The sequence below is a fragment of the Stappia sp. genome, from assembly GCF_048261845.1.
Taxonomy (GTDB): Bacteria; Pseudomonadota; Alphaproteobacteria; order Rhizobiales; family Stappiaceae; genus Stappia.
Window position 1 is genome coordinate 1 of record NZ_JBLXFR010000003.1, and the last position, 26,900, is coordinate 26,900.

The following is a 26,900-nucleotide window of genomic DNA, read 5'->3' on the forward strand; positions in this document are numbered from 1 at the left end:
GCTCGGCGTCGTTGACATTGACGCGGAACAGGCCGTCGAGGATTTCCTTCTCGGTCGCGCGCGCGGCCTTGAGCGCCTCTGGATCGGCAAGCGTCTCGTCAACGACGAAGCTGCCGCCACCATAGGACATGAAGGAAAACTGGCCGTAGTCGGAAGGTTCGAACGCATCGCCGGCGACCGCCTCGATCACCCGGTCGATGGTCGGCTCCATGTGCCACAAGGCGCTGGCCAGGATGGTGCCGGGATAATCGCCGGAGGTGTCGATGACGTTGCCGATCGCCAGGATGCCCTTCTCCTTGGCCGCATCGGAGACGCCGAAGCGCTCGGCGTAGAGAATGTCGGCACCCTTGTCGATCATCGCGAAGGCGGATTCCTTGGCCTTGGGCGGATCGTACCAGGAGTTGATGAAGGTCACGAGGAACTTGACGTCCGGGTTGACCGACAGCGCACCCTCCATGAAGGCGTTCATCAGGCGGTTGACCTCGGGAATGGCGTAGCCGCCGACCATGCCGATGACATTGGACTTGGTCGCCTTGCCGGCGATCATGCCGGTCAGGTAGCTCGGCTCGTGGATCCAGTTGTCGAAGACGGCGAAATTCGGCTTGGCCGGACCGAACGAGGAGCCCATCAGGAAGGCGGTGTCGGGATATTCGGCCGCCACGTTGCGCGCCGCCCGCTCGACGGCGAAAGCCTCGCCGACGACCAGGTCCATGCCGGCCTCGGCATATTCGCGCATGACGCGCTCATAGTCGGTGTTGGCGACATTTTCCGAATAGGTATAGGTGACGTCGCCGCGCGCCTCGGCCGTCTTGAGAGCCTGATGGATACGGCCGACCCATTGCTGCTCGACCGGGACCGTGTAGATCGCCGCCACCTTCAGCGGCTTGTCCTTGGCTGCCGCCGGCAGACCGCCGGCAACGAGCGCGATGGACGCGGCCAGGCCGAGAACGGCGCGGCGCGTCCAGGCAAAATGCTCATTGAATGTCATGTGACTCCCCCTGGCAGGTACGACGCCGCGCGGCTTTTTGCGGGCAGGGCCGGAGCCAAGGTGGCGGCCGACCCCGCTTGTACGCGGCTCTCTTGTCCGGAACACCCGGCCATGCGGGCCGGACGCCCGCCGCACCCGGTGCGAACCAAATTGGATCATATTCCGGGCACGCCTACAATGCAGGCAGGTCTCCGCACCTGCCTGTTTTTGAACAAATGGACAAAATTTGATCGTCTGGTCAAAAATTGAGCCGACAAAACAGGCGGCATCCGGCAGCCGCAGATTGCGGGGCTCCGGCGGCACAGCCGGAAGGGCTTCTCGCCTTCCGGCATCCCTTCCGGCATCCCAAAGGGTCGGCGTGTGACCTGTCAGTCCTGTGGCGCGGCGGGCGGCGGAGCAGAACGGCCACGCGCCCGGGCACGGGCGAGATAGCCCCGCAAGTCGACCGCGCCGGTGACCTGCACGAAGAAGGCGAACAGCGCCATTCCGGCTGCCACAAGAGCGGCAAGCGCGGCAAAGCGCGCCAGCATCGAGGCGCCGAAAAGGAACGGCTCAAGCAGCAGCGCGCCCGCGTAAAGGCCCGCACCCATCAACAGGCTGGCGAGCGCGAGCAGCGGCAGGCGGCGGCGGATGCCCGCATCGATGCGGAAGTGGCCGCGCCTCCACAGCACAAACCCGAGCAGGCCGGAGTTCACCCAGCCGGCAAGCGTCGTGGCCAGCGCGATGCCGACATGGCCGAGGAACGGGGCAAGGGCGAGTGCACCGGCGACATTGACCAGCATGCCGATGCCGGCGAACCACATCGGCGTTGCCGTGTCCTCGCGGGCGAAGAAGCCGGGAGAGAACACCTTGTTGAGCACGAAGGCCGGCAGGCCCGCCGCATAGGCGACAAGCGCCGCCGTGGTGGCGGCACTGGCCTCGGGTCCGAACTCGCCGCGCTGGTAGAGCACGGAGACGATCGCCTGCGGCACGATCACCAGTGCGACCGTCGCCGGCAGGGTGAGGGCGAGGGCAAACTCCATTGCCCGGTTGAGCGTGTGGTTTGCCTGTCCAGTGGCGCCCGCGCGCAGCGACCGCGAGAGGTCCGGCAACAACACCACGCCGATCGCGATCCCGACCACTCCGAGCGGCAGCTGGTAGATGCGATCTGCATAGTAGAGATAGGAAACGGCACCGGCCTGGGAGGAGGCGATCACCGTGCCGACGACGATGTTGATCTGGGTGATGCCGCCGGCGACGATACCCGGAACGCCAAGCTTCCACAGGCGGCGAACACCGGGTGTCATGCGCGGCCGACGCAGGCGAAGCGGGAATCCCATGCGGCGGACCGCGACAACCAGCAGGGCCAATTGGCCGATACCCCCGAGCGTGACGCCAAGCGTCATGACGACGCCGAGGCGTGTGTCAGGCTCCAGACCCGCCTGCCATATCCCGGCCAGCACCGCGATCATCACCAGATTGAGCACCACCGGCGCAAAGGCGGAGGCAGCGAAGCGCCGATACGTGTTCAGGATTCCGCCAAGCAGGGCGACGAGCGACATGCACATCAGATAGGGGAAAGTGATGCGCGACAGCAGCACCGTCAGGTCGAATTTCTCCGGATCGGCGGCAAAGCCCGGCGCAAGGACAAAAACCAGGGCCGGCATGGCCACCATGGCAACACCGGTCAGCGCCAGCAGCGTCCAGAACAACGCCGCGAAGACCTCTCCGGCGAAGCGCCGGGCGCCCTCATCGCCCCCCTCTTCCAGCGCCCGGGCGAAAAGCGGCACGAAGGCGGAATTGAAGGCGCCCTCCGCCAGCAGGCGGCGGAACAGGTTGGGCAGGCGGAAGGCGACGAAGAAGGCATCCGCCACGGGCCCGGCACCGACAAAGGCGGCGATCATCACGTCCCGGCAGAACCCGAGAACGCGACTGGTCATGGTGGCGCCGCCGACGGTGGCGAAATTGCGCAGAAGGCTCATCGAACGATCCAGGATAGCGGGAGACGAGACCGGTCGCGGCCGGCAGACCGGTTCATGCAGCGCCGGCGCGGCGCGGACGTCGACGGGCCGGTTCATCGGCCAGGTCGCCCTCGACCGCCTCGCGCAGGCGATCGCGGATCGCGCCCTGGCGTCCGATATTGCCGATCTTCTGCCCGGTCAGATCGGTGACGTAGAAGACATCGACCGCCCGCTCTCCGAACGTGGCGACATGAGCGGAATTGATATTCAGGTTGAGTGCCGAAATCGCCCGGGTCAGGTCGTAGAGGAGGCCGGGCCGGTCGAGGCCGGAAATCTCCAGAACCGTGTAGCGGTTCGACCAGGAATTGTTGACCAGAACCTCGGCCTCGACGCGGAATGCCCTGACCCGCCCGCGCGAGGCGGCCTTGCGGGCGACGCTGTCGGGCAGTTGCTCCTGGCCGCGCAGCGCCTTCTCGATCAGCCGGCAGACGCGCTCGCCGCGACGGATCTCGTCCTCGTCGCCGGGCAACTCACGCGAGATGAAGATCGTGTCGAGGGCGAATCCGTCCGTCGTCGTGTCGATCTGCGCGTCGACAATGTTGGCGCCGGCCACGAAACAGGCCCCGGCGATCGTGGAAAGCAGACGCGGGTGGTCGGCCGCCAGCACGGTGATCTCCGTCACCTCCTCGAAGGCATGGGTGACGACGCGCGAGGAAAAGCCGGTTCCGGCGGCATCCGCCGCACGAATCATTTCGGCATCGGCAATCTTCCGGTCGAGCGGCACACGCAACCAGTAGGCGGGATAGTGGCGCTCCAGATAGGCCGCCCGCGTGGCCGCGTCCCAGGAGGAGAGCGCCTCGCCAAGCTCGGTCTTGGCGGCCTCGACGCGCAGATTGTGCGGCAGCAGCGAATGGCCGCCGGTCAGCACCGGTTCGCATTCGTAGTAGAGCGTGCGCAGCAGCTGCCCCTTCCAGCCGTTGAAGACGTTTGGCCCGACGGCGCGAATGTCCGCCACGGTGAGGATCAGGAGAAGCTTCAAGCGCTCAAGGCTCTGCACCTTGCGGGCGAAATCCTCGATCGTCTTGCGGTCGGCCAGGTCGCGCGACTGGGCGATCGTGCTCATCTCGAGATGATGCTCGACCAGCCAGGCAACCGTGTCGGTCTCCGACGCGCTCAGGCCGAAACGCGGACACAGACGCCGGGCGATGCGCGCGCCGGCAATGGAATGGTCCTCCGGCCGCCCCTTGGCGATGTCATGCAGGAACATGGCGACGAAGAGGACCCGGCGGTTCTGAATCGTCTTGACGATGTCGGTGGACAGCGGATGGTCCTCGCCCGCCTCGCCGCGCTCGATCTCGCCGAGCACGCCGACGGACCGGATGAGGTGCTCGTCGACCGTGTAATGGTGGTACATGGAGAACTGCATCATCGCCACGACCTTGCCGAAATCCGGCACGAACCGGCCGAGCACGCCGGTCTCGTTCATCTTGCGCAGCACCGTTTCGGGATCGTTGCGCGAGGTCAGGACCTGCAGGAACAGACGGTTGGCTTCCGCGTCCTCGCGCAATGACGCGGTGATCAGCTTGAGAGACCTGCGCACCAGCTTCAGCATCTCGGGATGAAGCATGACCGCGTGGCGGTCGGCGATGGCGAAGAGGCGGATCAGGTTGACCGGATCCTTCTCGAACACCGTGTCGGAGGCCGTGTTGAGGCGGCCGCGATCGATGACGAAATCGGCGGTCCCGGTCGACAGCTTGCGCTTGCGGGCGCGCGCCGCGATCCGGTCGATCAGCTTGGAGAACGGCTGCGGCGCCTTGGCGTGCTGTTCCTCGAGCGCGGCGCAAAAGATGCGCGTCAGGTCGCCGACATCCTTGGCGACAAGGAAATAGTGCTTCATGAAGCGCTCGACATCCTTCATGCCGGGATGCTGGGTGTAGCCGAGCCGGATGGCGATCTCCCGCTGCACGTCGAAGGACAGGCGTTCCTCCGCGCGTCCCGTCAGGAAATGCAGGTGGCAGCGCACGGCCCAGAGGAAGTCCTCGCCCTTGCGAAACCGCTGGATGTCGGCGCGGCTGAAGACGCCGGCCTTGACGAGGCCGCTGGTCGAACGCACGCGATAGAAATATTTCGAGATCCAGAACAGCGTGTTGAGGTCGCGCAAGCCTCCCTTGGCTTCCTTGACGTTCGGCTCGACCAGATAGCGCGAGGTGCCCTGCCGCGTGTGGCGCGCATCGCGCTCGGCAAGCTTGGCGGCGATGAACTCCGGTCCGCTTCCGGCCACCACGCTCGTGTCGAACCGCTCGATCAGTTCCTCGGTGAGCGCGGCCTCGCCCCATACGTGGCGCGCCTCGAGGATCGCCGTGCGAATGGTCATGTCGGATCGCGACAGGCGGAGGCACTCGTCGATGTTGCGGGTGGCATGGCCGACCTTCAGGCCCAGGTCCCAGAGCATGTAGAGCATGTACTCGACAATCTGCTCGCCCCAGGGGGTCTGCTTGTAGGGCAGCAGGAACAGAAGATCGACATCCGAGCCCGGCGCCAGCGTGCCGCGCCCGTAGCCGCCCACGGCGACGATCGACATGCGTTCGCCGGCGGACGGGTTTTTCACCCGGTAGACGTGATGGATGGCGAAATCGAAGATGACGCGCAGGATCTCGTCCTGCACATGGCTGAGACGCTGGGCGCAGAGCATGCCGCCGCCATCGGCGAAGAGTCGCTCCTCGACCTGCTCGCGCGCCGACTGCATCGCCGACTTCAGCTCGGCAAGCACCTGGTTGCGAATAGCCAGGTCGGACCCGTCGCCGTCGCTGGCCGCGGTCAGCGCCGTCAACCGGTGACGCAGCGCATCCGCATCGATCAGGCCGGCGAAAGACTCCGATGGCCGGGATGCGTTCCTCAAGGTCATGATACGCGCGCTGTCCTTCTCGCTTGCGGGCCACCGCCGATCGGGAGGGCGGACCGCAGCGGGTCCGCAACCGGTCCTTCATGCCGCCGCCCGCGGACCCTACGCCCGCCACCCGTTCCGCTCAAGGGGCAGATCGCCGGAGATGCCGCAGCGGCACCGTGTCGTCTACACGCCATCGCGAGCGGCAGCCGCGCGGACCTGATGCAGGAGATGCGCCAGGCTCTCGCGCGACAGTCCGGAAATCTTCACCGCCAGCACATTGGCAAGCTCGGTTGCCTCCGGATCGAGGCCGCCCGTGTCGATCGTGACCTTCGGGTCGGAATATTCGGCCAGCCTCTGAAGCTCCTCCGCCTCGTCCCAGATGACGTTGAAAAAGGCAATGATGCGCTGGACCATGAACCATGTCGGCCGGCCGCGGCGGCCGTGTTCCAGGGCGGAAAGATAGGCGGGCGACACCGACAGGGCCTCCGCCATCTGCGACAGGGTCACGCCGCGCTTCTTGCGCAGTTCTCGGATCTTCGCGCCGAAGGGCGTCATGGCGTCCCCCATCTCCCGGCCCTGCGGATCCTCACATAGAGCGCGCCGTCGCCACCATGCGCCGCATGGGCCTGTTCATAGCCGACGACGAGCGCGCGGAACTCCGGAAAGGACAGCCATTGCGGCACGACGCGCCGCAGGATGCCGCGCCCCTCGGCCGCCGGACTGCCGCCCGCCCCGCCCTTGCCGGTGATGACAAGCACCAGCGTCGCGCCCTGGGCCTGGGCGCGAACCATGAATCCGCGCAAGCGCACATGCGCCTCGGCCTGCGTCAGTCCGTGCAGGTCGATCCGCGCATCGATGGCCCGGGTACCGCGCGCCACCTTGCGGCGCTGGCGCGGCTCCAGGGGAGACAGCGGCGGCGGCGACGGCTGGCGGAGCGCGGTGACGGTGGGCGGGGGCACGGCCAGAACCGAGGCGGGACGCGACGGGGCCGGCTCCGGTGTCCTGGCGACCTCCGACGCGGCATCGTCCTTTGCGGAAGACCGGCGCGGCCGGACCAGCGGCTCCACATCGGCCGTCACCTGCGCCCACAGGCGGCGCTCGTCCGGCGAGGGCTGGCGCCCCTTGCGCCGGCCACTGCTCATCGCGGCGCCTCCCTGCCGGCACCGCGGGGCACCAGGACCACCATGTCGGCGCGGTGCTGAACGCTCCCGGCCCGCGCTCCCGCCTGCCGGCCCGAACCGAAGAAGATGTCGCCGCGCGCCGCGCCGATGATCGCCGAACCGGTGTCGTCGGCAACCATCAGCCTGCGAAAGGGCCGCGCGGGCCTGCCATCGCCGGCCGGCAGGTCGGCGCTGACGAAGACAGGCGTTCCATAGGCATGGAAGGCCGCATCGACGGCCAGGCTGCGGCCGGCGACGAGCGGCAGTCCGGCGGCCCCCACCGGACCGTCGTCCGGTCCGGCCTCCGTCACCTCGCGAAAGAAGATGTAGGAGCGGTTGCGTCGCAGGACGCCGTCGATCTCCGCGGGGTTTTCGGCGAGCCAGCCGCGCAGGACGTCCATGGTGACGGTGCCGGGCTCGGCGAGACCGCGCTCGATCATCACCCGGCCGATGGGCGAATAGGGGTGACCGGTCTTGCCGGCATAGCCGACCCGCAGGACGCCGCCCTCCTTCAGGCGGATACGGGCCGAGCCCTGCACATGAACGTAGAAGGCATCGACCGGATCGGTGAGCCAGACAAGCTCGAGCCCGTGCCCCGAAAGCGCGCCGTCCATGATCTCGCCCCGGTCGGGCGGCAGGACGAGGGCGCCGTCCGGGTCGCGCAAGGCAAAGGGCGCGTCGGAGGGCAGGTGCGCGGGGCGGTTGGCATCGTCCAGCGCGACGAGGTTTTCCGGCCGGCGCAGCAGCGGCGTGGCATGCACCGCGTCCCTGTGCCGGGAACCGGGATATTCCGGCTCGAAATAGCCGGTGACGAAACCGTCGGCGAGAACGCGGCGCGGCTCGAACATTGTCTCGAAGAACCGGCGCGCGGCCGCATCGGACCCGTCCGCCATGGCGCCCGCACCCGCGTGGCAGGCGTGCCGAAGAGCGGCGGGGGAGATGCCGAGGCGGCCGGCCGGTCGGCCGGCTTCCGGCAAGGCAACATCATCCCCGCAATGACGCAGGAAGGCGGCGAGCGCGGCGCGATGATCGTCCTGCGCCCAGCCGGGAAGATCGGAAAAGCTCAGCGGTGGCGACAGCATGGCGTTCCCCGCCGAGGCGACAGCCCCGCCGGGAAGGCTTGCCGCAAGGACAGCGGCAAGAACTGCTCGGCGCAGGCCACCCAAGTCACTCGACCGATTCGGTCGCGACCAGTCGCCAGTTGGGATCGCGCGAATTGGTATCGCGCGCGAAGGTCCAGATATCGGTGACTTCGCTGACGGCGTTCGGGTCGCCGTCGACGATCGCCCCGTCACGATCACGGGTGGCGGAGATCAGTTCGGAGCGGAACCTGACAGTCACCTGGGCCGTCGAGCCCTTCAGCGCCGCTTCGACGATGTCCGCCTTTTCGATCCCGACGAAGGTCGACTCGATGGTCTCGCCGCGCGATTCCCGGTCGGAAATGGCCGCGACAAAGCCTTCATAGACATCCTTCGACAGCAGGTTCTTGAGGGTCTTGCGGTCGCCGGCGGCAAAGGCGCTGACAATCATCTCATACGCGCCGCGCGCGCCCTGCAGGAAGCCCTGCGGGTCGAAGGAGCGGTCGACGGAGAGGATCTGGCGCAAGGCGTCGTTGAGGGCACTGCCCTCGGGGGCGACCTTGTCCAGCGTCGCGGAACTGGTGGCCGGTGCGGCCTCGCCCTGCGGCCCGCCCTGCCCGGGCAGCGGGATCACATTGTCATCGCCGGTCGCCGACGGACCGTTGCCATTCTCGCGCTCCTGCGAGGAATACGGATCGAACGGCGGCCGCTCGTGCCCGGTGCGCCGCCCGAGGACGCTGCGCAGGCGCAGGAAGATCACGACCGCCAGGACCAGGAAGATGATTGTGGTGACGTCGTCGAACATATGACTCGTTTCGCATCCGGCCGGTTAAGTAGAGGGCAGCCCACCCGGACCGCAGGCGACATCGTGCCACGGCGCGGCTGGCCGATCCCGCTCCACAGCGCTGCCACGGAACTGCCCATGGAACCTGTATGTAAGCTTCCTTGAACCAACATCCAGCCTTGAGCACAAGTGTCAGACGCGGATTTCGCCCTCCGATCACACATATTGCTCGCATTCGGGTCAATTGTTTCCTACCTGAAGGGTCGCAACCGCGCGGTTTTCGACACAACCAGGGTCGGGCCGGCGCGACATGTCAATCGCAAGAGCCGGTTCCGAACGACGCCATGCCCCTTGGACTGATCCTCCTTCTCGCCCTGATCGGCCTGCCGCTGATCGAGATCGCCGTCTTCGTCGAGGTCGGCTCCGAAATCGGCGCCGTGCCGACCATCCTGCTGACGGTGCTGACGGCGCTCGCCGGCACCGTGATGCTGCGGATGCAGGGCCTGTCGCTGCTGACCCGCATGCGTGCCGAGATGGACCGCGGCGAGGTGCCCGGCGAGGACATCGTCCAGGGCGCGCTGATCGTCGTCGCAAGCTTCCTGCTTCTGGTTCCCGGTTTCGTCACGGACGCGGTCGGCATCGCGCTGTTCATCCCGCCCCTGCGGTCCCTGATCGCACGGGCCGTGGTGCGCAACGCACGCGTCACGGTGGTTCGTCCCGGCCAACCGGGGGGGGCCCGGCGCGGTGACGGCGTGGTCGACCTGGACCCCGACGCCTGGTCCGACGTCAACCAGAACGGTCGCAACGGCAACGGCGACACGCCCTGGAACACCGGCGACCGCCTGACGGACGGCCGCGGCCCGAACGACGGAGCCGCACGCCCCGACGAGACCGGTCGCTAGGAACGCGCCGCACGACGACCGCCACGGCCGAACACCTGCCCTACACGTTCCCGTGTTCGGACAGCCGGTTAACGCCGGCTACACCCTCCGGCTGCATACTGTCGCCTTCCGGATGCAGGAAGGGAGCACGGAAGATGAGCACGGCTGGTTCGAACGCGGCGCATTCCCGTCAGGGGGCAGCGGCCGTCGATGCGGCGCCACGCCCGGGACGCGTGGACTGGGTCGACGCGGCCAAGGGCCTTTGCATCATCTTCGTCGTCATGATGCATTCCACGCTCGGCGTGCAGAACGCAGCCGGCGAAGAGGGATGGCTCGGCCTCGTGGTCGAATTCGCCCGGCCGTTCCGCATGCCCGACTTCTTCATGATTTCCGGCCTCTTCCTGGCACTCGTGATCGACCGGCCGTGGCGGACCTATCTCGACCGCAAGCTGGTGCATTTCGCCTATTTCTACGTGCTCTGGCTGACCATCCAGTTCGCCGTGAAGGCGCCCTCGATGGCCGGCGAGATCGGCTGGGCCGGCGTCGCCGGGCAGTATCTGCTCGCCTATGTGCAGCCGTTCGGCACGCTGTGGTTCATCTACATGCTGCCGGTGATGTTCGTGATCACCAAGCTCCTGCACGATCGCGGCGTGCCGTGGCAGGTCGTGCTGACCGTCGCGGCCTTGCTGCAGATCGCGCCGATCTCGACCGGATCGGTGCTGATCGACGAATTCTGCTCGCGCTACGTCTATTTCCACGCCGGCTATGTTTTCGCCGCGCACGCCTTCGCCATCGCCGCCTGGACACGGACCCATGCGAGGGTCGGAGTCCTCGGCCTTGCCGCATGGGCCGTGGTCAACGGCGCCTTCGTGTTTTCCGGGCTCGCCGACCTGCCGGTTGTCAGCCTTTTGCTCGGCACCGCCGGCGCGCTGGCCATCATCCTCGTATCGGCCCTGCTGACGCAGGCGAAGCTTGCCGGCGCGCTTGCCTATTGCGGCGCCAACTCGATCACCATCTATCTGGCCTTCTTCTTTCCCATGGCCGCGACACGCATCATCCTGCTGAAGACCGGCGTGATCGGCGATGTCGGAACGGTCGCGGCAATCGTCACCGCGGCCGGCGTCATCGCCCCGCTGGTGCTGCTGTGGCTGATCACACGCTTCGATTTCGGCTGGTTCCTGTTCCGACGCCCGGCATGGGCGCGGCTGGAACCCGAGCCCCCGCGCCGGCCGGTGGCGCAGGCGGCGGAGTAAGACGCCCCAAGAGCCCACAAAGGGGTCCATAAAGCGGTCTGGGGCGCACAAGCGGGCTTTTCTCGCGCGTACATCGCGGGCATGATCCGCGCCATGTCGAACGAAGCCGCCTCCGCCCTCACCGCCGACGACCATCTCATCCTGGTCGACGGTTCCACCTTCATCTTCCGCGCCTATCACGCGCTGCCGCCGCTCACCCGCAAGTCGGACGGGCTGCCGGTCGGAGCGGTGTCCGGCTTCTGCAACATGCTGTGGAAGCTGCTGCAGGAAGGGCTGACGCCGGAGAAGGGCGACGAACCGACACACATGGCGGTGATCTTCGACCATTCGGCGAAGACGTTCCGAAACGAGATCTACCCCGAGTACAAGGCCCAGCGCCCGGAGCCGCCGGAAGACCTGATCCCGCAATTCGGCCTGATCCGCGAGGCAACGCGGGCCTTCAACGTTCATTGCATCGAGCAGGAAGGCTTCGAGGCCGACGACCTTATCGCCACCTATGCGCGATCGGCCGCGGCGAACGGCGCGCGCGTCACAATCGTGTCGGGCGACAAGGACCTGATGCAGCTGATCGGGCCGCGCGTCGGCATGATCGACACGATGAAGAACAAGATCTTCGGCGAGGCCGAGGTGTTTGAGAAATTCGGCGTCGGCCCGGACAAGGTGATCGAGGTGCAGTCGCTGGCCGGCGACAGCGTCGACAACGTGCCGGGCGTACCGGGCATCGGCCTGAAGACGGCGGCGCTCCTGATCAACGAGTTCGGCGACCTGGAAGCCCTCCTCGCCAAGGCCGACACGATCAAGCAGACCAAGCGCCGGGAGAACCTCATAGAATTTGCCGACCAGGCGCGTGTCTCAAAGAAACTGGTGACACTCAAGGACGACGTGCCGGTCGAACTGCCGGCGGAGGCGCTCGTCGTCACCGAACTGGACGGATCGCGGACGATCGCCTTCCTCAAGGCGATGGAATTCACCACGCTGACCCGGCGCATCGCGGAGACGACGGCAACCGACGCGGACGCGGTCGCACCGGCGGACCTCACCATACGCGGCTGGCACGAGCCGGACGGCAAGGGCCGGATGATGGCTGGCGGACCGGCGGCCGGTGGCGCAAGCAAGGCGGCAACGGCCGCTCCCGCCTCGTCTCCCGCGACCACGGCAACGCCCCCAGGCAGCGGCGGATGGACTGCCGAGACCGTTGCCACGGCGGCGGCAGAAGCCGCGACCGCCGTGCCGATCGACGCCTCGACCTATGAAACCGTACGCGACATCGACCGGCTGAAGGCCTGGGTGGCCGAGGCGAGGGAGGTCGGCCACGTGGCGGTCGACACGGAAACGACCTCACTCGACGCAATGCAGGCCGAGCTTGTCGGTGTGTCGCTGGCGACACGGCCGGGCCATGCCTGCTACATCCCGCTTGCCCATGTGGACGGCGAGGGCGACCTGCTCGGCGGCGGCGGCCTGATCGAGGGGCAGATCCCGCGCGACGAGGCGATGGCGATCCTGAAGCCGCTGCTGGAAGATCCGGGCGTCCTGAAGATCGCGCAGAACCTCAAATACGACTGGCTGGTGCTGAAGCGCCACGACATCGAGGTCGCGCCGTTCGACGACACGATGCTGCTGTCCTACACGCTCGACGCCGGCAAGGGCGGCAACGGCATGGACGCGCTGGCCGAGCGCTGGCTCGGCCACACGCCGATCCCCTTCAAGGAGGTGGCCGGCTCCGGCAAGTCGATGATCACCTTCGACAAGGTGCCGATCGACAAGGCGGCCGCCTATGCGGCGGAGGATGCGGATGTCACGCTGCGCCTGTGGCAGGTGTTGAAGCCGCGGCTCGCGGCGGAGCGCAAGGCCACCGTCTACGAGCGGCTGGAACGGCCGATGGTGCCGGTGCTGGCGCGCATGGAGATGCGCGGCATCTCCATCGACCGGCAGATGCTGTCGCGGCTTTCCGGCGACTTCGCGCAAGGCATGGCGGCGCTGGAAAGCGAGATCCACGAACTGGCCGGCGAGAGCTTCAACATCGGTTCGCCGAAACAACTCGGCGACATCCTGTTCGGCAAGATGGGCCTGCCCGGCGGCAAGAAAACCAAGACCGGCGCCTGGTCGACCTCGGTCTCGGTGCTCGACGACCTCGCCGCCGAGGGCCACGACCTGCCGGCGCGGATCGTCGACTGGCGCCAGCTCGCCAAGCTGAAATCCACCTATTCCGACGCGTTGCCCGGCTATGTGAACCCGGAAACGGGCCGCGTCCACACGTCCTACGCGCTGGCGGCGACAACCACCGGACGACTCTCCTCGTCCGAGCCGAACCTGCAGAACATTCCCGTGCGCACCGAGGCGGGACGCAAGATCCGCAAGGCGTTCATCGCCGACAAGGGCCACAAACTGGTCTCGGCCGACTACAGCCAGATCGAGCTCAGGGTGCTCGCCCACATGGCCGATATCGGCCAGCTGAAGCAGGCCTTCGCCGAGGGGCTCGACATTCACGCGATGACCGCATCGGAGATGTTCGGCGTGCCGATCGAGGGCATGGACCCGATGGTGCGGCGCCGCGCCAAGGCGATCAATTTCGGCATCATCTACGGCATCTCGGCCTTTGGCCTGGCGGCCCAGCTGGGCATCCCGCGCGGCGAGGCGGCGGAGTATATCTCCACCTATTTCAAGCGCTTCCCGGGCATTCGCGACTACATGGAAGAGACGAAGAAATTCGTCCATGCCAATGGCTACGTGACGACGATCTTCGGCCGGCATGCCCATTATCCGGAGGTCAACACCTCCAATCCGAACCATCGTGCCTTCTACGAGCGCGCCGCGATCAACGCGCCGATCCAGGGTTCGGCCGCCGACATCCTGCGCCGGGCGATGATCCGCATGGAAGACCGGCTTTCCGCCTCGAAGCTTGCCGCGCGCATGCTGCTGCAGGTGCATGACGAGTTGATCTTCGAAGTGCCGGAGGGCGAGATCGATGCAACGATCGCGCTGGTGCGCGAAGTGATGGAGGGCGCGGCGGAACCGGCGGTGACCCTCACCGTGCCGCTGCATGTGGACGCACGCGCCGCCGACAACTGGGACGAGGCGCATTGAGGCGCTGAGACCGCGGGCCGCGATCCGGCGTCGCGCCGACCTGTCGCGATCTCACTCGTCCTCCGCCGCCTCCAGCGAGACGAAGCGCGCCTCCACGGCGGCAAGGCCTGCCTCGAGCGCGGCGGCGGCGTCCGCGCCGATCTCCTCGCGCAAGGCCGCCTGGAAATCGCGGGCCATGGCGGCAAGCTCCGCATAGACCGCGGCTCCCGACGAAGACAGTTCCAGATGCTCGATGCGCCGGTCGGCGACATCCGCCCGGCGTGACAGCCAGCCGCGCTTTTCCAGCGCCGCCACCGCCCGGCTGACCTTGGTCTTGTGCATGGTCGAGCGGCGCGAGATTTCCGTCGCCGTGGTCCGTCCCGTTTCCCCCAGAATGGCAAAGGTGCGCCATTCCGGCCGGCTGATACCGTAGGCGGTCCGGTAGCGCGCGGCGAAGCGGCGGCTGACGAGCTCGGAGGCGCGCACCAGCCTGTAGGGCAGGAACTCCTCCAGCGGCAGCGAAGCTTTCATCCGGAACCTCGGTCGATATCGGGCTATCGCGAAGAATGACACGTTGATAGTTTCCGACAAAACAGTTACACATGCAACTATCAACTGTCTGGATCAGGAGGATCGGACATGACGCTTTCCTACATGCCGGGCTTCGGCAACGATTTCGAGACGGAATCGCTGCCGGGCGCCCTGCCGCAAGGGCAGAATTCGCCGCAGCGCGCTCCCTACGGGCTCTATGCCGAGCAGCTGTCCGGCTCGCCCTTCACCGCGCCGCGCGGCACCAACGAGCGCTCCTGGCTCTATCGCATCCGGCCTTCGGTCAAGCATTCGGGACGGTTCTCGCCGCTCGCCCTGCCGGACTGGAAAAGCGCGCCCAATATCGGCGACCACACGCTGCCGCTCGGCCAGTTGCGCTGGGACCCGGTGCCGGTTCCGGCCGAGCCCACCAGCTTCCTTGCCGGCATGCGGACAATGACGACCGCCGGCGACGTGCACACCCAGACGGGCATGGCGACGCATGTCTATGTCGCCAATGCCGACATGGTCGACGAGTATTTCTTCAACGCCGATGGCGAGCTGCTGATCGTGCCGCAGGACGGCGGCATCCGGGTGGCGACCGAACTCGGCACGATGGATGTCGTGCCGAAGGAGATCTGCGTGATCCCGCGCGGCATGATCTTCCGCGTCACCTTGCTGGACGACACGGCGCGCGGCTATGTCTGCGAGAATTACGGCGCCAAGTTCACCCTGCCCGATCGCGGTCCGATCGGCGCCAACTGCCTTGCCAATCCGCGCGACTTCAAGACGCCGGTCGCATGGTTCGAGGACAAGGAAGGTCCGTGCCGCCTGGTGGTCAAGTGGTGCGGCGGGTTCCACGAGACGAAGCTTCAGGCCTCGCCGCTCGACGTGGTCGCCTGGCACGGCAATTACGCGCCCTACAAATACGACCTGACGACGTATTCGCCGGTCGGCGCGATCCTGTTCGACCATCCCGACCCGTCGATCTTCACGGTGCTGACCGCGCCCTCGGGAGAGGAGGGGACGGCCAATATCGACTTCGTCATCTTCCCCGAGCGCTGGATGGTGGCCGAGCATTCCTTCCGCCCGCCCTGGTATCATCGCAACATCATGTCCGAGTTCATGGGTCTGATCTACGGCCGCTACGACGCCAAGGAGGAAGGCTTCGTGCCCGGCGGCATGAGCCTGCACAACATGATGCTGCCGCACGGGCCCGACGCGACCGGTTTCGAGAAGGCTTCGACGAGCGAGTTGAAACCGGAAAAGCTGACCGGCACGATGGCCTTCATGTTCGAGACGCGCTTCCCGCAGCATCTGACCCGCTACGCTGCCGAACTCGACACACTTCAGGACAACTACCTCGACTGCTGGTCGGAGCTGAAGAAGCGCTTCGACGGCACGATCGGCGGCAACTGGGACCAGGTGAAATGAAACTCGCAACACTCCGCGACGGCAGCCGCGACGGCAAACTGGTGCTCGTCAATCGCGCGCTGACCCGTTGCACCGAGGCCAGCCATATAGCGCCGACCCTGCAGGCGGCGCTCGACAACTGGGACCGCGTCCTGCCGAAGCTCGAAACGCTCGCCGAAAGCCTCGAGCACGATGCCGTGCCGTCCCTGCGCTTTCACGAGCATGACGCGCTTTCGCCGCTGCCGCGCGCGTATCAGTGGGCGGACGGCTCGGCCTATGTCAATCACGTGGAGCTGGTGCGCAAGGCGCGCGGCGCCGAGATGCCGTCAAGCTTCTGGACCGATCCGCTGATGTATCAGGGCGGTTCCGACAGCTTCCTCGCTCCGCGCGCACCGATCCGCATGGCGGACGAGGCCTATGGCATCGACATGGAAGGCGAGATCGCCGTCGTCACCGGCGACGTGCCGATGGGCGCGACCCGCGAGGAGGCAGCGGCCGCGATCCGTCTCGTCATGCTGGTCAATGACGTGTCGCTGCGCGGACTGATCCCCGCCGAACTCGGCAAGGGCTTCGGCTTCTTTCAGTCCAAGCCCTCCTCCACCTTCTCGCCGGTCGCGGTGACGCCGGACGAGCTGGGCGATGCATGGGACGGCTGCAAGCTCCATCTGCCGCTTCATGTCGACCTCAACGGCAAGCCGTTCGGCCGCGCCAATGCCGGCATCGACATGACCTTCGATTTCCCGACGCTTGTCGCCCATGCGGCGAAGACGCGACCGCTTGGCGCCGGCACGATCGTCGGGTCGGGCACGGTCTCCAACAAGCTTGACGGCGGCCCCGGCAAGCCGGTCACCGAGGGCGGCGTCGGCTATTCCTGCATCGCCGAGATCCGCATGATCGAGACGATCGAGGCCGGCGCGGCGAAGACGCCGTTCATGCGCTTCGGCGACACGGTGCGCATCGAGATGCTCGATGCGGCCGGGCACTCGATCTTCGGTGCCATCGAGCAGATGGTCGAAAAGCATGGCTAGACGCTGCCCGGCCCCCATTCGTTCCGCGCTGCTGCTGGTCGCCGCGGCGGTGACCGGCGCTTCGCCCGCCCTTGCAGACCCCGTCGATCCGGTGGCCGAGGTGATGCAGGTGACCGAGGGCAACTGGGCCGATGACGGCACGCCCTATGAGGAAATCTTCACCGACGAGCGGCTGCAACGCCTGTTCAGCGCCGATTTCGTCGCCCGATACCGGGCGGCATCCGCCTTTCCCGCGTATGACGGGAGCACATCGCCGTTCGGCTATGACGTGATCGTCAATGCCCAGGACGGCTGTCCGCTGCAAGGGCTGGCGATCAAGGCGGGACGCGCGGCCGCCGGACGCACGCTGGTGACGGCGCGTTTCGTCTTCACCGCCTGCTTCGGCGATGCGCCGGAATTCCGGCAGGTTTCGGAAGTGCGCTTCGAGGTGGTGAAGGAAAGCGGCCGCGATGTCATCGACGACATCCTCACCGGATCGGACGCGGACGGCTACGCCTCTCTGAAAGCCGAACTCGACACGATCGCAAGGCAGTAGACGACGGACCGCGCGCCCCGGGCGACGGAGGGAAGAACCGTGCCCGGCGGCCCGGCAAGACAGGAGCGACACCATGGCCAAGGCCTTCGCCTCGCAGGGCGACATGAGCGAAAAGAAGATCTCCTTCACCGAGGTGGGCAGGGACCTGTGGGCCTTCACCGCCGAGGGCGATCCCAATACCGGCGTCATCATCGGCGATGACAGCGTGATGATCGTCGAAGCGCAGGCGACCCCCCGGCTTGCCGGCAAGGTGATCGAGAAGGTGCGCGAGGTCACCGACAAGCCGATCAGCCACCTGGTGCTGACCCACTACCACGCGGTGCGCGTGCTGGGCGCGGCCGCCTACCGCGCGCCAACGATCATCATGAGCGACAAGGCCCGCTCGATGGTGGCGGAACGCGGCGCCGAGGACCGGGAGTCCGAGTTCATGCGCTTCCCGCGTCTGTTCCAGGGCTATGACAATGTCGCGGACATTCCGCCGCTGACATGGCCGACCACCACCTTCACCGACAGGATGAGCGTCTTCCTCGGCAAGCGCCGGGTGGACCTGATGTTCCTTGGCCGGGCGCATACCGCCGGCGACATCGTCATCCATGTGCCGGACGAGAACGTCATGTTCACCGGCGACATCGTCGAATACCACTCCGCCTGTTATTGCGGCGACGGGCATTTCCGCGACTGGCCGGCAACGCTGGAGCGCATCCGCGGCTTCGACGTCGATGCCATCGCCCCCGGACGGGGCGACGCGCTCATCGGCAAGGAGATGGTCAACGCGGCGCTCGATGCCACCGCCGAGTTCGTCACCTCGACCTTCCGTCCGGTGGCGCAGGTGGCAACACGCGGCGGCACGCTGAAGGAGGCCTGGGACGCGGCGCGCGCCGCCTGCGATCCGAAGTTCTCCGATTACGCGATCTACGAGCATTGCCTGCCGTTCAACGTGGCGCGCGCCTATGACGAGGCGCAGGGCATCGATACGCCGCGCATCTGGACAGCCCAGCGCGACAAGGACATGTGGGACGCGCTGCAGGGGTGAGTTCCAGGCCGCCGGGCGGGCGTCGGTTCCGCGCCCGGTGGTCCCGCATTTCGGGAGGCCGCATGACAAAGATCTTCGAGACCCCGCTCTACCCCTACGCTCGCTCGGCCGACCAGAATGCGGAGCGCCCCGTGCGTCACGGCGTCGTCGTGCTCGGAGCGGGACCGGTGGGACTGGCCGCGGCGATCGACCTGGCGCAGCAGGGCATCGCCGTTCTCGTGCTCGACGAGAACGACAAGGTGAGCTGGGGTTCGCGGGCGATCTGCTTTGCCAAACGGCCGCTGGAAATCCTCGACCGGCTCGGCTGCGGGCAGAAGATGGTCGACAAGGGCGTCGTGTGGAACCTCGGCAAGGTGTTCTTCGACGAGCGCAAGGTCTACGACTTCAATCTCCTTCCCGAGGGCGGTCACAAGCGGCCGGCCTTCATCAACCTGCAGCAATATTATCTGGAGCAGTATCTGGTCGAGCGGGCGCTGGAGATCGGCCGCGACACCGGCCTCCTTGAGCTGCGCGGCGGCAACCGGGTGAGCGCCGTCGGGCCGCGCGGGGACGGTGTCGAGCTCACGGTGGAGACGCCCGACGATCCCTACCGGATCGAGGCTGACTGGTTGATCGCCTGCGACGGCGCCGGGTCACCGACCCGCAGCATGATGGGGCTCGATTTCCGGGGACGGGTGTTCGAGGACAATTTCCTCATTGCCGACGTCGTCATGAAGGCGAACTTCCCGACCGAGCGCTGGTTCTGGTTCGATCCCCCCTTCAACAAGGGCCAGTCGGCGCTGCTGCACCGTCAACCCGACGACGTCTGGCGCATCGACCTGCAGCTTGGCTGGGACATCGACCGGGAGGCGGAGAAAGACCCGGCCCGGGTGCGCGAGAAGCTCAGGGCCATGCTGGGCGACGATGTCGACTACACGCTCGAATGGGTGTCGATCTATACCTTCCAGTGCCGGCGCATGGAGAAGTTCCGTCACGGCCGGGTGATCTTTGCCGGCGACGCGGCGCATCAGGTCTCGCCCTTCGGCGCGCGCGGTGCCAATTCCGGCTTTCAGGACACCGACAACCTCGCCTGGAAGCTGAAGCTTGTCATCGACGGCAAGGCGCCGGAAAGCCTGCTCGACAGCTATGACGGGGAGCGGGTCCATGCCGCCGACGAGAACATCCTGAACTCGTCGCGCTCGACCGATTTCATCACACCGAAAAGCCATGCAAGCCGGGTCTTCCGCGATGCGGTGCTGGAACTGGCCGAGCACCACGCCTTCGCCCGGCCGCTGGTCAATTCCGGCCGCCTGTCACTGCCCGCCATCTATGACGGCTCGCCGCTGAACGGGCCGGATTGCGCGGCAATGCCGGCGCGCACCAGGCCCGGCGCCCCGGCAAGCGACGCGCCCGTTTCGGGCGGCTGGCTGATCGACCGGCTCGGCAATCGCTTCCAGCTTGTGACCATCGACGCGCAAGCGCCGGACAGGCTGGAGATCGACGGCATTGAAATCGGACGCGTCGCGCTTTCCGCCGCTGACGATCCGAGCGGCGCGCTCCGGGATCGCTATCTGGGCGCGGCTCGAAGCGCGGTCTACCTGATGCGGCCCGACCAGCATGTGGCAGCGCGCTGGCCGGTCTACGATGCCGGCGCCGTGGCACAGGCGCTGCGCCTTGCCACCGGCCGGCCGCGCGGCGAAGCACAGGGATGAGGAGCAGACAATGACAGGACCCGCCGACACCGGCTTGCGGCTTTCCCCCAATATCGCCGACCCGGACGGCTTCTATGCCGAACTGATCGCCCTGCACGAGGGGCTCTCGCGCGAGGAAAGCGAGGCGTTGAACGCCCGATTGGTGCTGGTGCTTGCCAACCATGTCGGCGATCGCGACGTCCTGCGCGCCGCATTTTCCGCCGCACGCAACCAGGACACCACCGGCGGCTGACCGACCTTCCGTCTTGCGCCGCGGCTGAGGGGCCTCGCGCGCGCGAAACGGCGCAGTTCGAACGCGGACGGGGCGTTCCGTTTCAACCACGAACGGGAGTGCCCGACATGACAGTCGAACCAATGCTTAAAATCGACCGGATTCATCACGTTGCCTATCGCTGCAAGGACGCGAAGGAGACGGTGAACTGGTATGTCGACAACCTGAACATGGGCTTCGTGCTGGCGATCGCGGAAGACAGCGTGCCCTCGACCCACGAGCCGGACCCTTACATGCATGTGTTCCTCGATGCGGGTGCAGGCAACGTGCTCGCCTTTTTCGAACTGCCGACCAGGCCGGAGATGGGCCGGGACCCCAACACGCCGGTCTGGGTCCAGCACATCGCCTTCAAGGTGAAGGACCGCGACACGCTGATCGCCTACAAGGAAAAGCTGGAGAGGAACGGCATCGAGGTGCTCGGCATCACCGACCACTCGATCTTTCATTCGATCTATTTCTTCGACCCGAACGGACATCGCGTCGAGCTGGCCTGCCCGGACCCGGCCGAGGAGGCGATGATGGAGAAGCTCGACGCGGTAAAATGGGACATGCTGGAGGAGTGGTCGAAAACCAAACGCGCTCCCCGGCACGCTGCCTGGCTCCACTCCAAGGAACTCGGCAAGGCCTGAGGCCCGTCCGGCGGAACGAGAACGGCGCGGGCAACCCGCGCCGTTTTCGTGTCAGATGTCACACCTGCAGGTGAAGCTTCGGTCAGATATGGGCGAAGTCGCCCGGTCCGAGCTGCAGCACATCGGGAATGGCGGCAAAGTCGAACCCGGTATCCAGCTGGCCGTCGAACGGATCCGCGGACGTGTCGCCCGCATCGTTGTCGAAGAAGAACGGGTCGCCGGGCCGATCCGCACCGTCCATGTCGGAATGAGCCATGTCGATGCCGTCGAAGACGAAGACATCGTCCCCGCCAAGTTCGGCCATCTTGACGACCGGCTCTTCCGCCGAGGTCGCCCGGCCTTCACTGAAGCCGTTCTGGATGTAGTGGATGGTGGCAGCCCGCAAGTCGCTGCCAAAGGCCGCCAGCAGATCGCTGTTTCCGGCTGCATTGAGATACGCGTTGGCGTCGAAGGTCGTGGTCCGTCCCTCGCCGAAACCGTAAAGAATGTAATGATGCGCACCGGCGGAGGCATCCGCGCCGAGACCTGCGATCAGATCGCCATGGGATGCAATGTAGGCGAGACCATCGAAATTGTCTGCTCGCCCCTCGTTGAAGCCATAGTTGAGAAAGTGCTCGGTGCCGGCCGCCGCATTGGCACCGATCCCGGAAATCAGGTCGGTATAGGAGGCGATGTATTCGAGCGCATTGAAGGCATCGTCGGAGCGTCCTTCCGCGGCACCGTTCTGGATGAAGTGGATGGCTGCCGCATCCCGATCAAGTCCGAACGACGCCCTCAGGTCCGCATAGGCACCGAGATAGAGGCGCGCGTCGAAATTGACCGTCCGACCCTCGCCAAAGCCATAGTTGATGAAGTGCAGCGTGCCTGCTTCCTCATTGGTGCCGAGCCCGCTTCGCAGATCGGCAAAGGACGCGATATATTCCAGACCGCTGAACGTGACCTGCCGCCCTTCGGCATACCCGTAGGAGACATAGTGCTGCGCGCCGCCATTGGCGTTGGTGCCATAGATGCCGATAAGGTCTGTGTTGGAAGCGATGTAGTCCAAGCCGCTGAAGGTGATCTGCCGACCCTCGCCATAGCCGGTGGTCACGTAGTGCGAGGCCGCGCCGTTGACGCTGGCACCGATGCCGGCGATCAGGTCCGTGTGGGACGCGAGATACCCCCAGGCGTCGAAGTTGATCTGGCGGCCCTCGGCAATGCCGTAATTGGCGTAGTGGGTGAAGAGTTCGCGCACATCGGCGCCGAGCCCGGTCAGCAGATCGACATTCGATGCCGAATACATGAGGATCGACCAGTCCGAGGCGGAGACGGCGCCCGAGACCGAACCGTCGTTGAACACGATGTGCTCGATGTCGAAGAAGACGTCATTGCCCTGCGATGTCGCATAGACAATCGCCTCGGCGAAGCGATAGGTCCCGGTGATCGACGACTGGGCGGCATCAATGACGGCCGTGTCCCAACCGCCATTGCCGTCGATCAGGTTGTGGGCGCTGTTGCCATAGATCGTGTCATTGCCCGACCCGCCGATCGCGTTCTCGATGATCGTACCGCGGGCGATCGACAGGTTGCCGATGAGACCGGCGACATTGGAGATCGCTTCGGCCCGCAGGTCGATCAGCTGGTCGGCCGTCTGGGTGCCGAAATCGAGCGTGTCGAAGCCGCCATTGTCATAGATGGTCAGCGCCACCGCATTCGGAGACGACAGCAAGGTGTCGAGATAGCCGCCGGCATTGGAGTTCTCGCCATAGGTCGTGTTGCCGGTGCGTATCGTCGTGGGCGTGCCGTAGAGGTTCTGGATCGCGATGATGTCGGCGATCATCGGCGTCGTGATATAGGCATAGCTCGCGGCGATCGACGTGTTCTCGGTCTGATCGAAATAGGACATGACCGTGGCCTGCCACGAGTCATTGGCATAGTGGTTGTCGACGCCGTAGGTTGCCGTGCTGTTGTAGTGGCCGCCATGACCGAGACCGAGCGCATGGCCGATCTCGTGGATATAGGTCTGGAAGGAATAGCTGTCGATCGTCGTGCCGCTGTTCGCCAGCCATGCCGTCGAGACGTTGACGCGGGATTCGAGGATCGTGTTGCCGCTGGTCGTCGAGCTGTTGGAGGCGCCCGACCCGTTGTCGTCGAAGAGGATCTCGCCGCCGCTCGTGACGAAATTGAAGTTGATGCCGGTGACGTTGGTCCAGGCAAGCAGGGCATTGGTCGCCAGGAACTGGCCATCGGCCGTCAACGCGGTGATATTGACATCGATCGCATTGTCACCGCCCACATTGAAGGAGCGCTGCGAACGGGATGTGTCGTTCCAGTAACCGTCAGTCAGATAAAGGGCGATCTGGTCATGCGTGAAGACCGGCGGTGGCAGTGTCTCGGAGATCGTCAAGTTGTACGTACCGGTATACTGGTCGTTGTAAGCCCCAGCCGCAAGATAATAGATTCCGTTCGTCGGAATTGTGTAGTTTAGCGCCGAGTTTACACCCGGTCCACCATCATCGTTGCTCGCGATCAGCAAACCGTCGGTATTGTAGAGGCGCAGGTAGGGGTCGTAGAGCGGCGAGGCGCCGGCACCATCCAGCGTGATCTGGTAGGTGCTCCCGGCGGTCAATGTAATCGCAACCCAGTCGCGATCGCCAACGGAGCCCAGGTTTCCGGAAAACGTGTCGCCGACGCCCATCGCATAGGGCGTGGTCCTGCCGGCCGGCGCGTCCCCGGTCTCTGTCACCGTCGCCATATCCGGACCCGGCTCAGCCGGCGGGGCATCGCAGTCGAAACCGTTGACTTCCTTGGCCACTTCCGGCCCGACCATCGCGCAAAGCTCGCACATAATCCCGCTCTCCCGTCAAAACCGCCAAGTCATCGCCACGTCCGGCCGCGCCCGCTCAAAACGGCAAGGGCGTCATCTTCACAAGCGTTTCGGCCAGATGCACGGCATCGCTTTCCGTCACATCACGGTCGTTGACCGAGACTTCGATTTCCGGACCGGTCTGTCGTGCAGCGCCATCCAGTTGCCAGACGAGGCGCGCAAGAAGAAAGGTCGGCTCGATCCGCAGCCATTCGATATCGACCGCAAGATAAGCTTTTCCTTCCGCTTCGTCACCCTTTGCGAGAACTTCGGTTTGCCGGCCGGCCGACCTGCGCTCCAGCCCCGCCTTGAGGGCGCGGCATGCGGCGCCTTTCCAGTTCTCACTCGCAGCATTGCAGGACACGACGATCAGTCGAGCCGGGTGTCCCGCCTGGGCCGTCCGAGATCCCGAGATTTCCGCCATTGTTCCGGCCCCCGCCCCCACGGTTGTTAGCTTTGCAACCGGCAGAGCCCCTGCCGGCAAAGACATCATCAGTGCCATTGCAAAAGACATCGGGAGCACCGTCAGGTTGCCCTGGGTCACCGCCACACTCGCTGCAGTTTCCAATCGTCCCGCAACCCGGACCGCCGAAGCCAAATCGTCTGTATCAATATCTCCACCCTGCCGGGCGACCGTAACACTCTCGTGACAAAACCCAATCCTGCCCGCTTCCCCGGAACCAGGGAAACTCGGACAATTCATCACTGGCAGGATCGACGTATCCGCCGTCCCAGTCAAGGTTGGGAGGGAAACCGCTCGCCGGATACCCTGCGTCGCGGCTTGACCGGCACGGTTCCCCGACTAGCTTTCAGGGGAAGACGTCCGTCGCCGGTGACGCGGTCGCTGCGGCCGGTCGAACAAGGGGGTTTCCGTCATGGGCCGTTCACGCATGCTCACCGGGCTTTTCGCCCTCTTCCTCCTTGCCGGCATCGGCCTTGAGGCCGATGCCCATCACGGCTGGCGCTGGACCAGCGGCAAGAACATCGAGCTGACCGGTATCATCCGCGAGGCACGCCTCGGCAATCCTCACGGGGTGCTGAAGGTCGACGCCGAAGGCGAGATGTGGACGGTGGAGGTCGGCCAGCCATGGCGCAACACCCGCGCCGGGCTGAAGGAGGGCGACCTCGCTCCCGGCGTCGAGGCGGCCTTCATCGGCGAGCCGTCGGCCGACATCGGCGACCGGTTGATGAAGGCGGAGCGGATCGTCATCGCAACCCGGACCTACAACCTCTATCCCGACCGGGACTGACGGCGAATGAAGAGGGAGGGCCGGATGCAATGGAAACGCTGACGGCGTTCCTCCAGACCCTGCCCGTGTCGGAATGGATGCGCGTTTCGCGCTGGGGATACGCGTTGGTCAACACGGCGCATGTCGCAGGCCTGGCGGTTCTGGTCGGCTCGATCCTGCCGCTTGACCTGCGGCTTCTGGGCGTCTGGCGGCAGGCCGCGCCCCTGGCTCCGCTCGTCCGGGTTCTGGTGCCATGCGCCGCATGCGGCCTCATGCTCGCCCTGTCATCGGGGCTGATGCTGTTTCTCGCCGCGCCGGCGGACTACGCGGCGGCACCGCTGTTTCTCGCCAAGATGGCGCTGGTCTCGCTCGGCACCGTATCAGCGCTGCTGACGCATGCATCGGCGGCAACAAGGCGGCAACCCGGTGCGGACATGGCAGCAACGCTTGCCGGGCTTTCCCCATCGCGGCTGAGGCTCGCCGGGGCGGTGTCGCTCATTGCATGGGGCGGCGCGCTCATCTGCGGCCGCCTTCTCGCCTTTGTCGCAGACTGAAGGGGCGGGCGGGTCGCTCCGCCCGCCCCGACAGATCAGCGGATCGGCGGGGCGAACTGGATGCCGCCCTGCGACCAGAGTGCGTTGACCCCCCGCGGAAGCTGCATCGGGCTGCCGCTGCCGAGGTTCCGGTCGAAGGACTCGCCGTAATTGCCGACATGACGAACGATGCGGGCAACCCAGTCGTTGGTCAGGCCGAGGTTCTTGCCGAACTCGCCCTCGAGACCGAGAAGCCGGCGGATCTCCGGATTGTCGGTGGACCCGGCAATCTCGTCGACATTGGCCCGGGTGAGGCCGAGCTCCTCCGCGTTGACCATCGCGAAGACGGTCCAGCGGACGATGTCGAACCACGTGTCGTCGCCCTGGCGGACATAGGGGCCGAGCGGCTCCTTGGAGATGACGCCGGGCAGCAGCATGTGCGTATCCGGCTCGGCCATCTTGAGACGGTAGGAGACAAGCTGCGACATGTCCGTCGTCAGCGCGTCGCAGCGCCCGCTTTCATAGGCCTTCACCGTGTCGTCGATGCTCTGGAAGGTGACGAGCTGGTAATCCATCCCGTTGACGCGGAAATAATCGGCGAGGTTCAACTCGTTCGTGGTGCCCTGCACGGTGCAGATCGAGGCGCCGTTCAGCTCCGTGATCGTCTCGACGCCGAGCGAGCGGCGCACCTGGAACCCCTGGCCGTCATAATAATTGACGGCCGTGAAATCGAGGCCGATCCCGGCGTCCCGGCCAAGCGTCCAGGTCGTGGTACGCGGCAGGACGTCGATCTCGCCGGTCTGCAAGGCAACAAGACGGTCCTTGCTCGACAGCGGCACGAAATCCGCCTTCTCGGGATCATCGAAGATGGCGGCCGCCAGCGCCCGGCAGACGTCCACATCAAGGCCTGTCCATACGCCCTTGTCATCGGCCATGCTGAAACCGGCAATGCCGGTGCTGGTGCCACAGACGAGCCGCCCGCGCTCCTTGACGATGTCGAGCGTACCCTTCGCCAGGGCCGCATTTCCAAGCAGCAGCGTTCCCGCCACCGCGACCGCCAGCCTGATGCCAGTTGATGCCATTCCATGTCCTCCGGTTGGTGTTGTTTTCAGCTTCACAGGACGGCGGCG

Annotated in this window: 23 protein-coding genes; 12 read left to right on the forward strand and 11 right to left on the reverse strand. The window is 65.9% G+C overall.

From position 1 onward, the window contains the following. From ACN0T5_RS02300 to ACN0T5_RS02330, 7 genes are all read right to left on the reverse strand, one after another. The coding region (locus ACN0T5_RS02300; RefSeq protein ID WP_417767001.1) for a BMP family protein at window positions 1–988 on the reverse strand (988 nt) is incomplete at its 3' end. Window positions 989–1,356: 368 nt separating this feature from the next. Continuing rightward, window positions 1,357–2,949, reverse strand: coding sequence for a murein biosynthesis integral membrane protein MurJ (murJ, locus tag ACN0T5_RS02305; RefSeq protein ID WP_417767002.1), 1,593 nt, complete (start codon window positions 2,947–2,949; stop codon window positions 1,357–1,359). A 52-nt stretch (window positions 2,950–3,001) separates the two neighbouring features. Further along, window positions 3,002–5,833 (reverse strand): [protein-PII] uridylyltransferase, encoded by a 2,832-nt coding sequence (locus ACN0T5_RS02310; protein WP_417767003.1) that lies wholly within the window; start codon window positions 5,831–5,833, stop codon window positions 3,002–3,004. Window positions 5,834–5,998: 165 nt separating this feature from the next. After that, the gene (locus ACN0T5_RS02315; protein ID WP_417767004.1) at window positions 5,999–6,370 is read right to left on the reverse strand and encodes a helix-turn-helix domain-containing protein; all 372 of its coding nucleotides are present in this window, start codon (window positions 6,368–6,370) and stop codon (window positions 5,999–6,001) included. After that, window positions 6,367–6,957 (reverse strand): Smr/MutS family protein, encoded by a 591-nt coding sequence (locus ACN0T5_RS02320; protein ID WP_417767005.1) that lies wholly within the window; start codon window positions 6,955–6,957, stop codon window positions 6,367–6,369. The genes ACN0T5_RS02315 and ACN0T5_RS02320 overlap by 4 nt, the downstream gene beginning before the upstream one ends. Continuing rightward, the gene (locus ACN0T5_RS02325) at window positions 6,954–8,057 is read right to left on the reverse strand and encodes a murein transglycosylase A (protein ID WP_417767006.1); all 1,104 of its coding nucleotides are present in this window, start codon (window positions 8,055–8,057) and stop codon (window positions 6,954–6,956) included. The genes ACN0T5_RS02320 and ACN0T5_RS02325 overlap by 4 nt, the downstream gene beginning before the upstream one ends. 85 nt (window positions 8,058–8,142) lie before the next feature. Next, window positions 8,143–8,859 carry a Tim44/TimA family putative adaptor protein gene (locus ACN0T5_RS02330; protein ID WP_417767007.1) on the reverse strand — a complete coding sequence of 239 codons (717 nt, stop codon included), beginning with the start codon at window positions 8,857–8,859 and terminating at the stop codon, window positions 8,143–8,145. Between the two features lie 323 nt (window positions 8,860–9,182). Here ACN0T5_RS02330 and ACN0T5_RS02335 point away from each other — a divergent pair, with 323 nt between their 5' ends. From ACN0T5_RS02335 to polA, 3 genes are all read left to right on the forward strand, one after another. Beyond that, complete coding sequence (locus ACN0T5_RS02335) at window positions 9,183–9,740, forward strand: FxsA family protein (protein ID WP_417767008.1); 558 nt, start codon at window positions 9,183–9,185, stop codon at window positions 9,738–9,740. A 134-nt stretch (window positions 9,741–9,874) separates the two neighbouring features. Continuing rightward, entirely contained in the window at window positions 9,875–10,972 is a 1,098-nt protein-coding gene (locus tag ACN0T5_RS02340; RefSeq protein WP_417767009.1) for an acyltransferase family protein, read from the forward strand. An 81-nt stretch (window positions 10,973–11,053) separates the two neighbouring features. Beyond that, entirely contained in the window at window positions 11,054–14,056 is a 3,003-nt protein-coding gene (gene polA, locus ACN0T5_RS02345) for a DNA polymerase I (RefSeq protein ID WP_417767010.1), read from the forward strand. A gap of 51 nt (window positions 14,057–14,107) precedes the next feature. On the opposite strand, the gene ACN0T5_RS02350 is transcribed toward polA, so the two are convergent. Beyond that, window positions 14,108–14,566, reverse strand: a complete 459-nt coding sequence (locus ACN0T5_RS02350) for a MarR family winged helix-turn-helix transcriptional regulator (RefSeq protein WP_417767011.1) — start codon at window positions 14,564–14,566, stop codon at window positions 14,108–14,110. Window positions 14,567–14,674: 108 nt separating this feature from the next. On the opposite strand from ACN0T5_RS02350, the gene hmgA reads away from it, so the two are divergent. The 7 genes from hmgA to ACN0T5_RS02385 all read left to right on the forward strand — a co-directional run bounded on the left by hmgA (window position 14,675) and on the right by ACN0T5_RS02385 (window position 21,163). Then, complete coding sequence (gene hmgA, locus ACN0T5_RS02355; RefSeq protein ID WP_417767012.1) at window positions 14,675–15,997, forward strand: homogentisate 1,2-dioxygenase; 1,323 nt, start codon at window positions 14,675–14,677, stop codon at window positions 15,995–15,997. Continuing rightward, window positions 15,994–17,004 carry a fumarylacetoacetate hydrolase family protein gene (locus tag ACN0T5_RS02360; protein WP_417767013.1) on the forward strand — a complete coding sequence of 337 codons (1,011 nt, stop codon included), beginning with the start codon at window positions 15,994–15,996 and terminating at the stop codon, window positions 17,002–17,004. Before hmgA ends, ACN0T5_RS02360 begins: the two co-directional genes overlap by 4 nt. Then, complete coding sequence (locus tag ACN0T5_RS02365) at window positions 16,997–17,539, forward strand: hypothetical protein (protein WP_417767014.1); 543 nt, start codon at window positions 16,997–16,999, stop codon at window positions 17,537–17,539. The genes ACN0T5_RS02360 and ACN0T5_RS02365 overlap by 8 nt, the downstream gene beginning before the upstream one ends. A gap of 73 nt (window positions 17,540–17,612) precedes the next feature. Beyond that, on the forward strand, window positions 17,613–18,572 hold the full coding sequence (locus ACN0T5_RS02370) for an MBL fold metallo-hydrolase (protein ID WP_417767015.1): 960 nt from the start codon (window positions 17,613–17,615) through the stop codon (window positions 18,570–18,572). Window positions 18,573–18,634: 62 nt separating this feature from the next. Beyond that, entirely contained in the window at window positions 18,635–20,263 is a 1,629-nt protein-coding gene (locus ACN0T5_RS02375) for an FAD-dependent oxidoreductase (RefSeq protein ID WP_417767016.1), read from the forward strand. 10 nt (window positions 20,264–20,273) lie between these two features. Next, window positions 20,274–20,495 (forward strand): DUF2783 domain-containing protein, encoded by a 222-nt coding sequence (locus ACN0T5_RS02380; RefSeq protein WP_417767017.1) that lies wholly within the window; start codon window positions 20,274–20,276, stop codon window positions 20,493–20,495. A gap of 107 nt (window positions 20,496–20,602) precedes the next feature. Beyond that, a complete protein-coding gene (locus ACN0T5_RS02385; RefSeq protein WP_417767018.1) occupies window positions 20,603–21,163 on the forward strand; it encodes a VOC family protein in 561 nt (186 codons plus the stop codon). 82 nt (window positions 21,164–21,245) lie between these two features. On the opposite strand, the gene ACN0T5_RS02390 is transcribed toward ACN0T5_RS02385, so the two are convergent. Together ACN0T5_RS02390 and ACN0T5_RS02395 are read right to left on the reverse strand one after the other, a co-directional pair. Continuing rightward, window positions 21,246–23,990 carry a M10 family metallopeptidase C-terminal domain-containing protein gene (locus tag ACN0T5_RS02390; protein WP_417767019.1) on the reverse strand — a complete coding sequence of 915 codons (2,745 nt, stop codon included), beginning with the start codon at window positions 23,988–23,990 and terminating at the stop codon, window positions 21,246–21,248. A gap of 55 nt (window positions 23,991–24,045) precedes the next feature. After that, window positions 24,046–24,558 (reverse strand): hypothetical protein, encoded by a 513-nt coding sequence (locus ACN0T5_RS02395; RefSeq protein WP_417767020.1) that lies wholly within the window; start codon window positions 24,556–24,558, stop codon window positions 24,046–24,048. A gap of 325 nt (window positions 24,559–24,883) precedes the next feature. Between ACN0T5_RS02395 and ACN0T5_RS02400 the strand changes: the two genes are divergently transcribed. Beyond that, the gene (locus ACN0T5_RS02400) at window positions 24,884–25,258 is read left to right on the forward strand and encodes a DUF6152 family protein (protein ID WP_417767021.1); all 375 of its coding nucleotides are present in this window, start codon (window positions 24,884–24,886) and stop codon (window positions 25,256–25,258) included. A gap of 29 nt (window positions 25,259–25,287) precedes the next feature. After that, the gene (locus ACN0T5_RS02405) at window positions 25,288–25,791 is read left to right on the forward strand and encodes a DUF2214 domain-containing protein (RefSeq protein ID WP_417767022.1); all 504 of its coding nucleotides are present in this window, start codon (window positions 25,288–25,290) and stop codon (window positions 25,789–25,791) included. A gap of 35 nt (window positions 25,792–25,826) precedes the next feature. On the opposite strand, the gene ACN0T5_RS02410 is transcribed toward ACN0T5_RS02405, so the two are convergent. Continuing rightward, on the reverse strand, window positions 25,827–26,852 hold the full coding sequence (locus ACN0T5_RS02410) for an amino acid ABC transporter substrate-binding protein (RefSeq protein WP_417767023.1): 1,026 nt from the start codon (window positions 26,850–26,852) through the stop codon (window positions 25,827–25,829). Window positions 26,853–26,900 lie beyond the last annotated feature (48 nt).

Coding starts and splice junctions, on each gene's coding strand:
- murJ (WP_417767002.1), bottom strand. CDS start 2,949: ATGAGCCTTCTGCGCAATTTCGCCACCGTCGGCGGCGCCACCATGACC.
- ACN0T5_RS02310 (WP_417767003.1), bottom strand. CDS start 5,833: ATGACCTTGAGGAACGCATCCCGGCCATCGGAGTCTTTCGCCGGCCTG.
- ACN0T5_RS02315 (WP_417767004.1), bottom strand. CDS start 6,370: ATGACGCCCTTCGGCGCGAAGATCCGAGAACTGCGCAAGAAGCGCGGC.
- ACN0T5_RS02320 (WP_417767005.1), bottom strand. CDS start 6,957: ATGAGCAGTGGCCGGCGCAAGGGGCGCCAGCCCTCGCCGGACGAGCGC.
- ACN0T5_RS02325 (WP_417767006.1), bottom strand. CDS start 8,057: ATGCTGTCGCCACCGCTGAGCTTTTCCGATCTTCCCGGCTGGGCGCAG.
- ACN0T5_RS02330 (WP_417767007.1), bottom strand. CDS start 8,859: ATGTTCGACGACGTCACCACAATCATCTTCCTGGTCCTGGCGGTCGTG.
- ACN0T5_RS02335 (WP_417767008.1), top strand. CDS start 9,183: ATGCCCCTTGGACTGATCCTCCTTCTCGCCCTGATCGGCCTGCCGCTG.
- ACN0T5_RS02340 (WP_417767009.1), top strand. CDS start 9,875: ATGAGCACGGCTGGTTCGAACGCGGCGCATTCCCGTCAGGGGGCAGCG.
- polA (WP_417767010.1), top strand. CDS start 11,054: ATGATCCGCGCCATGTCGAACGAAGCCGCCTCCGCCCTCACCGCCGAC.
- ACN0T5_RS02350 (WP_417767011.1), bottom strand. CDS start 14,566: ATGAAAGCTTCGCTGCCGCTGGAGGAGTTCCTGCCCTACAGGCTGGTG.
- hmgA (WP_417767012.1), top strand. CDS start 14,675: ATGACGCTTTCCTACATGCCGGGCTTCGGCAACGATTTCGAGACGGAA.
- ACN0T5_RS02360 (WP_417767013.1), top strand. CDS start 15,994: ATGAAACTCGCAACACTCCGCGACGGCAGCCGCGACGGCAAACTGGTG.
- ACN0T5_RS02365 (WP_417767014.1), top strand. CDS start 16,997: ATGGCTAGACGCTGCCCGGCCCCCATTCGTTCCGCGCTGCTGCTGGTC.
- ACN0T5_RS02370 (WP_417767015.1), top strand. CDS start 17,613: ATGGCCAAGGCCTTCGCCTCGCAGGGCGACATGAGCGAAAAGAAGATC.
- ACN0T5_RS02375 (WP_417767016.1), top strand. CDS start 18,635: ATGACAAAGATCTTCGAGACCCCGCTCTACCCCTACGCTCGCTCGGCC.
- ACN0T5_RS02380 (WP_417767017.1), top strand. CDS start 20,274: ATGACAGGACCCGCCGACACCGGCTTGCGGCTTTCCCCCAATATCGCC.
- ACN0T5_RS02385 (WP_417767018.1), top strand. CDS start 20,603: ATGACAGTCGAACCAATGCTTAAAATCGACCGGATTCATCACGTTGCC.
- ACN0T5_RS02390 (WP_417767019.1), bottom strand. CDS start 23,990: ATGTGCGAGCTTTGCGCGATGGTCGGGCCGGAAGTGGCCAAGGAAGTC.
- ACN0T5_RS02400 (WP_417767021.1), top strand. CDS start 24,884: ATGGGCCGTTCACGCATGCTCACCGGGCTTTTCGCCCTCTTCCTCCTT.
- ACN0T5_RS02405 (WP_417767022.1), top strand. CDS start 25,288: ATGGAAACGCTGACGGCGTTCCTCCAGACCCTGCCCGTGTCGGAATGG.
- ACN0T5_RS02410 (WP_417767023.1), bottom strand. CDS start 26,852: ATGGCATCAACTGGCATCAGGCTGGCGGTCGCGGTGGCGGGAACGCTG.